This is a genomic window from Streptomyces sp. NPDC058295 (assembly GCF_042880655.1).
Taxonomy (GTDB): Bacteria; Actinomycetota; Actinomycetes; order Streptomycetales; family Streptomycetaceae; genus Streptomyces; species Streptomyces coriariae.
Genome location: NZ_JBHVYO010000033.1, coordinates 1 through 12,320 on the forward strand (window position 1 = coordinate 1; position 12,320 = coordinate 12,320).

Genomic DNA, 12,320 nt, shown 5'->3' on the forward strand with positions numbered 1-12,320 from the left:
CCCCCACCCGGATCGGGTGGGGGCGTCCGGGCCTTTCGGGCGTTCGGAGTCTCAGGCCGACAGGGCGTTCAGCAGGCGGTCGACGTCGGCCGCCGTGTTGAACAGGTGGAAGGAGGCCCGCAGATGGCCGGAGCGGTCGGAGACCTGGATGCCGGCGGCGGCCAGCTCGGGCTGGCGGAAGCCGAGTCCCGGCACCGAGACGATCGCGGAGCCGGGCGCGGCGACCGGCCGATGACCGAGCCCGGCGAGTCCGGTGCGGAAGCGGTCGGCGAGGGAGAGGTCGTGGGCGCCGATCGCCCGCACGCCGAGTTCCTCCACCAGTTCGAGGGAGCGGCGCAGTCCCGCGTAGGTGAACAGGGCGTGGGTCAGGTCGAACCGCCGTGCCGAGTGGGCGAGTTCGGCCACCGGGCCGTAACAGCTGTCCCAGGGCTCCTCGCCGGCGACCCATCCCGCGAGGACCGGTGACAGCCCGCCGAAGTCCTCCGGGACCACCAGGAAGGCCGCACCGTGCGGGCCGAGCAGCCACTTGAAGGAGACGGCGGCGGAGAAGTCGTGGGCGTCGGCGTCCGTGGGAAGCCAGCCGGCCGACTGCGAGAAGTCGACGTAGGTGCGTGCGCCGTGCGTCCTGGCCGCCTCGCGCAGGGCGGGGAGGTCGGCGATCCGGCCGTCGGCGGACTGGGCGGCGCTCACCGCGACCAGCGCCGTGCCGGGGCGGACGGACTCGGCGATCCGCTCCAGCGGGACGGCGCGGACCTTGAGGTCCCCGCGGACGTGGAACGGGTTGAGCACGGAGGTGAAGTCGTCCTCGGCGGTGAGCACCTCCGCGCCCGGGGGGAGCGAGGCGGCGATCACGCCGGTGTGCGCGGCGACCGAGGCGCCCAGCGCCACCCGGGTGACCGGGACTCCGGCCAGCCGGGCGTACGCGGCCCGGCAGGCCTCCACGTCCTCGTGCAGCGGGGTGAGCGGCCTGCCCTCGGCGCGCAGTACCGCCGCCTCGTGCAGGGCGGCGACGGTACGGGCCGGCAGCAGACCGTTGCTCGCCGTGTTCAGGTATGTGGTCTTCGGGGTGAACTCGGCGCGGACGAGGCTCTCGAAGGTCTCCATGGGTCCACTGTGGGTCCCCGGGAACCCCTCGTCCATTGCCGATTTTTACGTGATTCCGCTAAGGAGAACTTATAGATCGGCTCCCACCTGCGGTTTTTCAGTGCTGCGGGACCGCGCACCCGTCCGGACCGCAGGTCTGCGCACCGCCGTCGTCGATCAGCTGCAGCGGGGAGCGGGCGCCCCAGGCCTGGTTGAGGGCCTGGGTGAAGACCTCGGCGGGCTGGGCCCCGGAGACGCCGAAGGCGCGGTCGAGGACGAAGAAGGGCACACCGTTCGCGCCGAGCTGAGCGGCCTCGCGCTCGTCGGCGCGGACCTCGTCGGCGTAGCGGGCGGGGTCGGCGAGGACCTCGCGGGCGGCCTCGGCGTCCAGACCGGCCTCGGCGGCCAGTTCCACGAGCCGCTCGTCGCCCTCGGCGAAGACGGACCGCTGCTCGGCGAAGTTCGCCCGGTAGAGGATCTGGATCAGCTCGTCCTGCCGGCCGTGCTCCTTGGCGAAGTGCAGCAGCCGGTGCATGTCGAAGGTGTTGCCGTGGTCGCGGTCCCGGGTGCGGTAGTCGAGGCCCTCGGCGGCGGCCTGGGCACCCAGGTTCTCCTCGCCGGACTGCGCCTGTGCCTCGCTCATCCCGTACTTCTTGGTGAGCATGGCCAGTACGGGCTGGACGTCACCCTTGGCGCGGCCCGGGTCCAGCTCGAAGGAACGGTGCACCACCTCGACCTGGTCACGGTGCGGGAAGGCCTCGAGCGCCTTCTCGAAGCGGGCCTTGCCCACGTAGCACCAGGGGCAGGCGATGTCGCTCCAGATCTCGACGCGCATGTCTCGGCTCTCTCCAGGTCGTGCGGCTGGTACGGAGCTCCCCTGCGGGAGATCCGCACGGAGGTTCCCTCCGGCGAGTGCATGAACGTTCAAGCAGGACGTTTCATTCCCCGGTCGTCCCCCGATCGCTCCTCGGTCGCTCTCCGGCCACCGCGTACCTCAGCCAGAGGTGGTGCTCGCCCTCGCCGGACGGGTTCTCCGGGTCCGGGCTCCAGCCCTGCCGGGCGTAGAAGGCCTGGGCCCGCCCGTTGTCGACGTGCACGTCGAGCACGGCCGTGCGCCGCCCGTCCGCCCGCCACTGCTCGACGCAGGCCGTGTGCAGGTCCGTGCCGATCCCCGAACGCCAGTGGTCGGGGTCGACGTGGAACTGGAACAACTTGACCGTGTGCACGGGTGCGCCCTCCGGCGTGCGGAAGGACGCGAGGCCGACGAGCCGTCCCTGCTCGACGACGCACAGCACATGGCCGTCGGGCCGCTCGATGGCCGTGCGCCAGGCGGCGAGCCAGTCGGTGCCGTCCTGCGGGATCCCGTCGGGGTAGTACGTGGCCCGGGCGCGCGCGTGCAGCGCGGCGACCCTCTCCACCTCGGCGGGAACGGCGGTGCGGATCACCCGGTGGCCCATGACGCGATCTCCGATCATGCAAGACAGGACGAGAGGGCCCGTGCGCCGGTTCCGGCCGGCTAGCTTCCGTCGCGCAGGTCGTCCGGCCATTCGGTCCTGAACTCGAGATGGTCGTACGTCACGACGCACCCCTCGCCCATCGGCGACTGCGTCATGAAGCCGATCAGGGCCGCGCCGGTCTCCTTCTCCTCGCCCAGCGTGAACAGGCGGACGAAGGTCCACCGTCTGCCGTCCCGGGAGGCGTGGAAGGCGAAGGCACGGCCGGTCCTGCTCACCCGGAGCCAGACCGAACTCCCTTCCACAGTGAAGGAGTTGGCGTCGTCGGAGTGTCCCCGGGTGACCACCGTGCAGACGGTGGCCACGTCCGGGGAGTACTCCAGACACAGCTTGGCCCAGGCCCGCTCACCGACGTGGACGTACAACGCCCCCGCGTCGAAGGCCCAGTTGAACCCGACGGTGACGCGTGCGATGAGCTGGAAGTCCCCTTCCGGCGCCCCCAGCAGCCGGGGCGCGTCGGCGGCGGGGTCGACCCCGTCCCCGGTGGGCGGCACGAACCGGTCCTGCCGGGCCCCGGCCCACCCGGTGAGCACCCCGCCCTCGTGGGACCAGTGCCCGTCGGGCCCGTAAGTACGAAGAGGGAAGGGCAGTTCGGGAAGGGAGACGTCCATTGCCTCATCATCGCAGGGGAGCCGAGATACCTATGGGCGCGGGCCTGCATCGGGGTGCGGCTCCGCCGCGTGGGCGCGACGAGCCACCGCGGACTCGTACCCGACAGTCCCGCCGCACCCCGACGACGCCCGCGCGGAGCGCTACCGCTCCAGGCGCCCGTTGAACCGGCGAGGCAGCCCCAGCTCGTTCTCGTCCCGCAGCTCCACGGGCAGCAGCGCCGCGGGAGCGTTCTGGTAGGCGACCGGCCGCAGCCACCGCTCGATGGCGGTCCCGCCGACCGAGGTGGACGTGGAGGTGGTGGCCGGGTACGGCCCGCCGTGATGCTGGGCCGGCGCGACGGCGACGCCCGTGGGCCAGCCGTTCACCAGCACGCGCCCGGCCAGCGGGGTCAGCTCGGCGAGGATCTCCCCGCCGCGGCCCTCGCCCGCGGCCTCCCCCTCGGACAGCTGGACGGTCGCCGTGAGGTTTCCGGGCAGGCGCGACAGCACCGCCTTGACCTCGCCCTCGTCGTCGTAGCGGACCACGACGGTGACCGGCCCGAAGCACTCCTCGAGCAGCAGGTCGTGCGCGCCCTCGGCGGCCAGCCGGGAGGCCGGCACGGTCAGGAAGCCCGCGCTGACGGTGTGTTCCCCGCCCGCGCCGGGCGTCACCGGCGACTCCACGTCGGGCAGCCCGGCCCGCTCGGCCACCCCGGCGATGAAGTTGTCGCGCATCCGGTGGTCGAGCAGCACGCCCGCGTCGGTGTCGCTCACCGCGTCCGTGAGCGACTTGACCAGCCCGTCGCCGGCCGCGCCGGACGGCACCAGGACCAGCCCCGGCTTCACACAGAACTGGCCGACACCCAGCGTCATGGACCCGGCGAGGCCGGTGCCGATCGCCTCGGCCCGCTCGGCCGCGGCCGCCTCGGTCACCACGACCGGGTTCAGCGACCCCAGCTCGCCGTGGAACGGGATCGGCACCGGGCGGGCCGCCGCCGCGTCGAACAGCGCGCGTCCGCCCCGGATCGACCCGGTGAAACCGGCCGCGGCGACCAGCGGGTGCTTGATCAGCTCGACGCCGGCCTCGAAGCCGTGCACCAGACCCAGCACGCCGGCCGGGATGCCGTGCTCGGCGGCGGCGTTGCGCACCACCTTGGCGACCAGCTCGGACAGGCCCGGGTGGTCGGGGTGGGACTTGACGACGACCGGGTTGCCCGCCGCGAGCGCGCTGGCGGTGTCACCGCCGGCGACGGAGAACGCGAAGGGGAAGTTGGACGCCGAGTACACGGCCACCACCCCGAGCGGCACCTTGTAGCGGCGCAGGTCGGGGATGGGCGGGGTGGCGGTGTCGTCGGGGTGGCTGATGACGACGTCGAGGAACGCGCCCTCGTCGACGATGTCGGCGAACGCGCGCAGCTGGTAGCAGGTGCGGGCGAGCTCTCCGGTCAGCCGGACCGGGCCGAGCGCGGTCTCCGCGTCGGCCACCTCCACGAGCGTGTCCTTGGCCGCCTGGAGCCGGTCGGCGGCGGAACGCAGGAAGGCGGCGCGGACGCTACGGTCGGCGAGGAAGCCGCGCGCCTCATGGGCGGCGCGGACGACGGCGTCGACCTCCTGGGCCGTGGCCTCCACCGCAACCTGTTCACGCTGCTTCCCGGTTCGGGGGTCGACACTCCAGACTGGTGCTGCTGCCACCGCGGGTCCCTCCACGCTTGGTTCTGACCACGTTTGGTACTGGCTCATTCATCAGGGTCGTTCGATATACTGAACGCTGTCTCTGATGATGAATATGCTGTCGGAGCGTATTTCCCGTCGAACGAAGGGGTCAAGGGCGATGTCGGCTGGCGAGACGGGGGGCGGGGCGCAGGTCAAGTCCGCGGTGCGGACGGTTGAGCTGCTGGAATACTTCGCCGGCCGCCCAGGAATGCACTCTCTGGCGTCGGTCCAGGAGGCCGTCGGTTATCCCAAGTCCAGTCTCTACATGCTGCTGCGCACGCTGGTGGAGCTGGGCTGGGTGGAGACGGACGCGACGGGCACGCGGTACGGCATCGGGGTACGGGCGCTGCTCGTCGGCACCTCCTACATCGACGGCGACGAGGTGGTCGCGGCCGCCCGCCCCACCCTGGACCGGCTCTCGGACGACACCACCGAGACCATCCACCTGGCCCGGCTCGACGGCACGAACGTCGTGTACCTCGCCACCCGCCAGTCCCAGCACTACCTGCGCCCCTTCACCCGGGTCGGGCGCCGGCTCCCCGCCCACTCCACCTCGCTGGGCAAGGCGCTGCTGAGCACCTACAGCGACGAGCAGGTCCGCAAGCTGCTGCCGGAGACGCTGCCCGCGCTGACCGAGCACACCATCACGGACCGCGAGAAGCTCATCGAGGAGCTGCACCAGATCCGTGAGCAGGGCTTCTCGGTGGACCGCGAGGAGAACACGCTGGGCCTGCGCTGTTTCGGCGTGGCGATCCCGTACCGCACGCCGGCCCGGGACGCGATCAGCTGCTCGGTGCCGGTGGCGAGGCTCACCCCCGCGCACGAGCAGCTGGTGAAGGACGCGCTGTTCGACGCACGCGACCGGCTCACGCTGGCCACCCGTAGGCTCTGAGGCATGCTGATCTCCCTGCGCCAGGTCCACGACAGCGATCTGCCGGTGTTCTTCCGGCAGATGAACGACCCCGAGTCCCTGCGGATGGCCGCGTTCACCGCGAAGGATCCGGCCGACCGGGACGCGTTCGACGCCCACTGGGCGAGGATCCTCGCCTCGTCCGCCGTGCCGCGCACGATCCTGGCCGACGGGGACGTCGTCGGCAGCGCGGCGGTGTACGGGGAGCCGGGCGAGCGCGAGGTGACGTACTGGGTGGACCGCGCCTACTGGGGCCGGGGCATCGCCACGCAGGCGTTGGGGGCGCTGGTGGCCGAGGTCCCGGAGCGTCCGCTGTTCGCGCGGGCGGCGGCCGACAACGCGGGCTCCCTGCGCGTCCTGGAGAAGTGCGGCTTCCGGTCCACCGCCCGGGCCACCGGCTACGCGAACGCGCGGGGCGGCGAGATCGAGGAGATCGTGCTGCGGCTGGAGGCCTGAGCCCGGCCGCAGTGGCCGGTCCCCGAGTGAACCGGTCTCGGATGAACGGTCGATGAGAAAACGGGCGAACGGGAACGATCGCCTCCCTCCCGCTCGTCTTTCCGTTCGCAATGAACAAGACGATCAGGCGCGCCTCGGTCTTCGCGCTGCTGCTGGTGTTCGCCCTGCTGCTCCGGGCGACCTGGGTGCAGTTCTACGAGGGCCGGGCACTCGCGGACGACAAGGACAACCGGCGCAACGCGATCGAGACGTACGCGGAGCCGCTCGGGAACATCATCGTGGCCGGAAAGGCGATCACCGGCTCGGCCGTCACCACGGGCGGCGACCTCAGATACAAACGCACGTACACGGACGGCGAGCTGTACGCGGCGGTGACGGGCTACGCCTCGCAGAGCTACGCCCCCACGCAGCTGGAGGGCATCTACGCGGACCTGCTCAACGGCACGGACACCCGGCTGAAGACCGCGCTGGACACGGTCACCGACAAGCGGGCCGACCCGGGCAACGTGATCACCACGATCGACCCGGACGTGCAGAAGGCGGCGTACGACGCGCTCGGCGACAAGAAGGGCGCGGCGGTCGCGGTCGACCCGGCGACCGGCCAGATCCTCGCGGTGGTGTCGACCCCCTCGTACGACCCGTCGACGCTGACCGACGCCAACACCGCCGGGACGGCCTGGAAGAAGCTCAACGCGGACTCCGACAAGCCGCTGACCAACCGGGCGCTGCGGCAGCCGCTGGCGCCGGGCTCGACGTTCAAGCTGGTCGTGGCGGCGGCCGCGCTGGAGGACGGGCTGTACTCGTCGGTGGACGAGAAGACCGACAGCGAGGACCCGTACACCCTGCCGGGCACGCGCACGGTCCTGAAGAACGAAAACACGTCCGCGCCCTGCGAGAACGCCACGATCCGGGTCGCGCTCCAGTACTCCTGCAACAACGTGTTCGCGCACATGGCCGTCGAGCTCGGACAGGACAAGCTGAGGGCGACGGCCGAGAAGTTCGGCTTCAACGACGACAGCCAGGACGTGCCGGTGCGGGCGTACCCGAGCGTGTACCCGTCCGACATGGACGAGTCGTCCACCGCTCTGACCGGCATCGGCCAGTTCGACGTGACCGCGACGCCGCTGCAGATGGCCATGGTGTCGGCCGCCATCGCCAACGGCGGCAAGCTCGTCTCGCCGCACATGGTCTCGCAGATCACCGACGGCGGCGGCGACGTCCTGAAGGACTACGACGACGAGGCGTCGACCACGCAGATCGTCAGCTCCTCCACCGCCGAACAGCTCCGGTCGGCGATGGAGACGGTCGTCGAGAAGGGCACCGGCACGAACGCGCTCATCGACGGCGTCACCGTCGGCGGCAAGACGGGCACGGCCCAGAACGGCGAGAACAACAGCAAGGCGCCGTACGCCTGGTTCACGTCGTACGGGAAGTCCGACTCCTCCGGCAAGCAGGTCGCCGTGGCGGTGGTGGTCGAACAGTCCGACGCCGCGCGGTCCGAGGTCAGCGGGAACGGGCTGGCCGCCCCGGTCGCGAAGGCGATGATGAAAGCGGCGCTGAAGAGCTGAGTACCGAGACCCCCGGCCGAGCCCGCTCCCGGCCGGGGGTCGGGGGTCGCCCCCGGGGAACTACACGCCCAGCACCTGCTCGATGGGGTCGATCGCGAAGTACACCACGAACAGCGCCGAGGCCCCCCACAGCAGCCAGTGGACCTCCTTCGCCTTGCCGAGCACCGTCTTGATGACGACGTACGCGAGGAAGCCCGCGCCGATGCCGTTGGTGATCGAGTAGGTGAACGGCATCACGGCGATGGTGAGGAACGCCGGGATCGCGATCTCGTACTTGTCCCAGTCGATGCTCTTGACCTGGGTCATCATCAGGAAGCCGACGGCGACCAGGGCCGGGGCTGCGGCCTGGAGCGGGACGATGGTGAGGAGCGGCGTCAGGAACAGGGCGCACGCGAACAGTCCACCGGTGACCAGGTTGGAGAAGCCGGTGCGCGAGCCCTCGCCGACGCCGGCGGCCGACTCGATGTAGGAGGTCGCGGAGGACGACGAGGCCGCGCCGCCCGCGACCGCCGCCGCGCCGTCGATGAGCAGCACCCGGCCGAGGCCCGGCACGTCGCCCTTCTCGTCCAGCAGCCCGGCCTCCGCGCTGATGCCGACGACGGTGCCCATGGTGTCGAAGAAGTCGGACAGGATCAGGGTGAAGATCAGCAGGACGACGGTGATGACGCTGGTCTCGCCGAAGGCACCGAACAGGCTGAAGTGACCGATCAGCCCGAAGTCGGGGGTGTCGACGATCTTGTCGGGCCACGAGGGCGTGGTCAGGCCCCAGGACTTGATGTCCGCGATCGAGTTGATGACGATCGCGAGGACCGTCATCGTCACGATGCTGATCAGGATCGCGCCCTTGACCTTGCGGGCCAGCAGACCGATCGTCAGCAGCACGCCGAGGCAGAAGACGAGCACCGGCCAGCCGGAGAGGGTGCCGGTGCCGCCGAGCTGCACGGGGACGGTGGTGTTGGCGACGTCGGGGATGCGGCTGACGAAGCCGGCGTCGACGAAGCCGATGAAGGCGATGAACAGGCCGATGCCGACGCTGATCGCCTGCTTCAGCGGTTGCGGGATGGCGTGCATGACTGCCTCGCGCAGACCGGTCACCACCAGGACGCAGATCAGCAGGCCTTCGAGCACGATGAGGCCCATCGCGTCGTCCCAGCTCATCAACGGGGCGATCTGGAAGGCGACGACCGCGTTCAGGCCGAGGCCCGCCGCGAGGGCGAGGGGCAGGTTGCCGCCGACGCCCATGATGACCGTCATCACCGCGGCCACCAGGGCGGTGGCGGTGGTGAGTTGGACGGCGTCGAGCTGGTGCCCGAACTTGTCCTTGGCGCTGCCCAGGATGATGGGATTCAGGACAAGGATGTAGGCCATGGTGAAGAACGTGGCGAAGCCGCCGCGTATCTCACGGCCGAAGGTGGACCCCCGCTCGGAGATCCTGAAGTACCGGTCGACGCTGTTCGCCGCGGGTGGCGCGGTACCCGGCCGGTCGGCCGTCGTCTTCGTCTCGGACATGGCTGGTGCTCCTAGGGGCCTGAATGATCTGTGCGCGGATGCTGGCTGGATTGTGGCCGTGTTGAACCGTCTTCAGGTTTTCGCCGTGTTACGGAATCGGACTCCGAGGACGTTCGGCCCGCCACATGATGTTCGAACCCCCGCACCAGACCGAGTAATCGATCACTGCTACGCTTCCCGATCTCGCCCCGGCCACCTCCTCGGGGCATCCGCATGTCATTCACATGACACACACAGGCACAGCAGTCGTTCCGAGAAGAGGTCACCCGTGGGCACAGTCGTCGACGACGCCGCCTCCGTGGAATTCCATGCCTTCTTCGATCGCCACTACGCCGAACTGTCCCGTCTCGCCCACCTGCTGACCGGTGAGGCGGACGCCGCCGACGATCTCGCGGCGGACGCGCTGCTCGCGCTGTGGAACCGCTGGGACCGCGTGCGCGCGGCCGACCATCCGGTGGCGTACGCCCGCGGCGTCGTCGCCAACCTCGCCCGCACCCGCATCCGCAGCGCCGTCCGGGAACGCCGCAGGATCGCGCTGTTCTGGTCGCAGCGCGAGGAGAAGACGGAGAACCCCGACATCGCGGGCGTGGTGGACGTCCAGTCGGCGCTGCGTAGACTTCCGTTCCGCAAACGCGCCTGTGTGGTGCTGCGGCACGCCTTCGACCTGTCGGAGAAGGACACCGCGCTCGCCCTGGGGGTCTCGGTCGGTACGGTGAAGAGCCAGACCTCGAAGGGAATGGCCGAGCTCCAGAAACTGCTCGGCGCCAAGGGGGCTCCGCTCAAGATGCCTGCCATGGTGCGCACCGGTGAGGCCTCGGCCTCAGGAAGGGACCGATGACGATGCAGCGGGACGTGCACGACGAGCTGCGCGCCCGGCTGCACGAGGCGGCCGAGGCGCACGAGCCCGACCGGGCGTACATCCTGGCCCGCGTCGAGCGGGGCATGGCGGGGCAGGGACAGGAACCGGAGCGGTCCGACCACCGGGCGAGCCGCCCGGCCCTGTGGGGCTGGGCACGGATCGTGGGCGCCACGGCGGCGGTCGCGGGCATGCTCGCGGTCGGCGGCTACGCGGTGGCGTCCGCCGTGAAGGACGACACCCCGGCCCAGCAGACGGTCTCCGTCTCCCCGCCGCCGGTGGAGTCCCCGGACGCGACGAGCCGCCCGCCTGCCTCGCCGAAGGCCACGCCGAGCTCCGGCGGCGGCGCGAAGGCCCCGGCGAAGCCGAGCGCCTCCCCGTCTCAGAGCTCCGCGGCGACGCCCTCCGCGCCCGTGGCCACGCTGCTGCCGGCGACGGCCGACGACGAGGACGGCCCGCTGTGGTCGGACGGCTCGGTCGACCCGCACAGCAACGACTTCTGGGCGCAGAGCAACGTCACGATCAAGACGTCCGAGGCACTCACCACACTGACCGTGCAGTTGAAGGTCGCGCAGACCGGCGGGGTCTCGTCGGCGGGCGCCTGGCGTTCACTGCCCGAGGACGACTTCACGTTCTCGGTGGCCGAGCGGGACGGCTTCCTGGTCTACACCTGGGTGCTCAAGGAGGGCCGTACGGTCGCCAAGGGCGAGTGGGTCTTCGCCGGGCAGTACGACCACGACCGCGGCGGCCGCGACGCCAAGGACGACACCTACGCGGTCACGGGCCGCTCGGAGCAGCGACAGGGCGCCGTGGGCGGTGACTTCGCCTCCGCCGAGGACGGCGAAGGCGACTCCTGACCACCGGGACACCGTCTACTTCATCGTCGTACCGATGGTGGTCGAGCCCGTGGTGAGGAAGGTCGTCGCGGGCAGCGAGCCGTCCGCCTTCCGGGCGCCGTAGGCCGTCGTCGCGTCCGTCGAGATGAACGCCGGCGTGGACACTCCGCCGTCCCAGTTGTTCGCCGCGGAGACGGCCGACGAACCCAGCTTGTCGAGCCCGCCCTTGTTGCCGACCGCGAGGTTGCGGGCGAGCCTGGCCTTGCCGGTGGCGAAGTAGAACCCCGCCTCGGTGTTGGCGTACGCGGTGTTGCGGTTCAGCACGATCGCCCCGGTGTTGGAGTTCTCGGTGAAGCCGTTCAGCGTGTTGTCCCAGGCCGCGTCGTTGTTGACGACATGCGCGACGGCCACGCCCCCGCCGCCCAGCTTGAACCCGTTGCCGTTGCCCTCGAACGCGGCGTCGCTCCACCGGTTCTTCCCGTTGCCGAAGGCCCACGAGTGCTCGATGGTGACCGGCGTCGAGAACTGCCACAGGTCGAGGCCGTCGTCCGAATTGTTGTAGAGACGGGCGCCCGTGATCCTGTTCCCGGTGCCCGACCCGAACTTGATGGCGATGCCGTCCGCGTTCTGGCCGTGCCCGGCGCCGTCGTAGTTTCCGTAACTGTCCAGGTTCTGCACGAGGTTGTTGACGGTGTTGTCGCCGCGGAGGGTGAACCCGGAGTCGCCGTTGTTCGCCGTGACCAGGTTCTTGAAGACGCCGCCGGTCGACGAGGTGACGACGAAGCCCTGGGCCGGGGAGGACTGGAAAGTGAGGTTCTGCACGGTCCAGTAGCTGCCGTAGATCCCGGCGAGCCAGGAGCCGGCGGGCAGCTTGGACCCGTCGATCTTCACCTTCTCGGTGCCGTACGCCTGAAGGGTGATCCGGGCCGAACTCGTGCCGCTGGCGGTCGACTTGAGGGTGGCCGTCGGGTAGTACGTGCCGCCGCGGACCTGGATGACGGTGCCGGCGACCGCGTTCTGCACGGCCGACTCCAGCTGGGCGGTGGTGGAGACGGTGACCGTCGACGAGGCGGCCTCGGCGCCGCCGCCGGACAGGCCGAGGTAGACGCCGCCCGCCCCCGCCGAGACCGCCACCGCGGCGGCGATCGAGAGGGTGCGGGTCCTGCGGTGGCGTCCGGTGCTCATGCGCACGGGGCGTTCCTTTCGGTGAGCGAGTGAGAGCGGAAACGGGACGGAGGGGCCGCCCCGGCCCGTTTCCGCTCCTCAGTCGTCACCGTGGCCGGAA

Annotated in this window: 12 protein-coding genes; 5 read left to right on the forward strand and 7 right to left on the reverse strand. The window is 70.8% G+C overall.

Going from position 1 to position 12,320, the window contains the following annotated elements; genetic code table 11:
* Positions 1 to 51: 51 nt before the first annotated feature.
* The 5 genes from ACFVYS_RS29790 to ACFVYS_RS29810 all read right to left on the reverse strand — a co-directional run bounded on the left by ACFVYS_RS29790 (position 52) and on the right by ACFVYS_RS29810 (position 4,879).
* Positions 52 to 1,104 (reverse strand): aminotransferase class V-fold PLP-dependent enzyme, encoded by a 1,053-nt coding sequence (locus ACFVYS_RS29790; RefSeq protein ID WP_389506998.1) that lies wholly within the window; start codon positions 1,102 to 1,104, stop codon positions 52 to 54.
* 97 nt (positions 1,105 to 1,201) lie between these two features.
* Positions 1,202 to 1,918, reverse strand: a complete 717-nt coding sequence (locus ACFVYS_RS29795; RefSeq protein WP_389507000.1) for a DsbA family oxidoreductase — start codon at positions 1,916 to 1,918, stop codon at positions 1,202 to 1,204.
* Between the two features lie 103 nt (positions 1,919 to 2,021).
* The gene (locus ACFVYS_RS29800; RefSeq protein WP_389507002.1) at positions 2,022 to 2,558 is read right to left on the reverse strand and encodes a GNAT family N-acetyltransferase; all 537 of its coding nucleotides are present in this window, start codon (positions 2,556 to 2,558) and stop codon (positions 2,022 to 2,024) included.
* Positions 2,559 to 2,599: 41 nt separating this feature from the next.
* A complete protein-coding gene (locus ACFVYS_RS29805; RefSeq protein WP_389507004.1) occupies positions 2,600 to 3,208 on the reverse strand; it encodes a DUF1349 domain-containing protein in 609 nt (202 codons plus the stop codon).
* A gap of 141 nt (positions 3,209 to 3,349) precedes the next feature.
* On the reverse strand, positions 3,350 to 4,879 hold the full coding sequence (locus ACFVYS_RS29810; RefSeq protein ID WP_389507006.1) for an aldehyde dehydrogenase (NADP(+)): 1,530 nt from the start codon (positions 4,877 to 4,879) through the stop codon (positions 3,350 to 3,352).
* A 139-nt stretch (positions 4,880 to 5,018) separates the two neighbouring features.
* Between ACFVYS_RS29810 and ACFVYS_RS29815 the strand changes: the two genes are divergently transcribed.
* The 3 genes from ACFVYS_RS29815 (at position 5,019) to ACFVYS_RS29825 (ending at position 7,834) form a co-directional block, all read left to right on the forward strand.
* Positions 5,019 to 5,792, forward strand: a complete 774-nt coding sequence (locus tag ACFVYS_RS29815; RefSeq protein WP_389507008.1) for an IclR family transcriptional regulator — start codon at positions 5,019 to 5,021, stop codon at positions 5,790 to 5,792.
* A gap of 3 nt (positions 5,793 to 5,795) precedes the next feature.
* Positions 5,796 to 6,266, forward strand: coding sequence for a GNAT family N-acetyltransferase (locus ACFVYS_RS29820; RefSeq protein ID WP_389507010.1), 471 nt, complete (start codon positions 5,796 to 5,798; stop codon positions 6,264 to 6,266).
* Between the two features lie 110 nt (positions 6,267 to 6,376).
* The gene (locus tag ACFVYS_RS29825) at positions 6,377 to 7,834 is read left to right on the forward strand and encodes a peptidoglycan D,D-transpeptidase FtsI family protein (RefSeq protein ID WP_389507012.1); all 1,458 of its coding nucleotides are present in this window, start codon (positions 6,377 to 6,379) and stop codon (positions 7,832 to 7,834) included.
* A gap of 60 nt (positions 7,835 to 7,894) precedes the next feature.
* Here ACFVYS_RS29825 and ACFVYS_RS29830 read toward each other — a convergent pair whose 3' ends face one another.
* Entirely contained in the window at positions 7,895 to 9,343 is a 1,449-nt protein-coding gene (locus ACFVYS_RS29830) for an NCS2 family permease (protein WP_389507014.1), read from the reverse strand.
* 268 nt (positions 9,344 to 9,611) lie between these two features.
* Here ACFVYS_RS29830 and ACFVYS_RS29835 point away from each other — a divergent pair, with 268 nt between their 5' ends.
* Together ACFVYS_RS29835 and ACFVYS_RS29840 are read left to right on the forward strand one after the other, a co-directional pair.
* Positions 9,612 to 10,181 (forward strand): SigE family RNA polymerase sigma factor, encoded by a 570-nt coding sequence (locus ACFVYS_RS29835; protein WP_054239212.1) that lies wholly within the window; start codon positions 9,612 to 9,614, stop codon positions 10,179 to 10,181.
* A complete protein-coding gene (locus tag ACFVYS_RS29840) occupies positions 10,178 to 11,056 on the forward strand; it encodes a hypothetical protein (RefSeq protein WP_389507016.1) in 879 nt (292 codons plus the stop codon). The genes ACFVYS_RS29835 and ACFVYS_RS29840 overlap by 4 nt, the downstream gene beginning before the upstream one ends.
* A gap of 15 nt (positions 11,057 to 11,071) precedes the next feature.
* Here the strand turns inward: ACFVYS_RS29840 and ACFVYS_RS29845 are convergent, their stop codons facing one another.
* Positions 11,072 to 12,226: a right-handed parallel beta-helix repeat-containing protein gene (locus ACFVYS_RS29845; protein ID WP_389507018.1), complete on the reverse strand. Its 1,155-nt coding sequence runs from the start codon at positions 12,224 to 12,226 to the stop codon at positions 11,072 to 11,074.
* Positions 12,227 to 12,320: the final 94 nt, after the last annotated feature.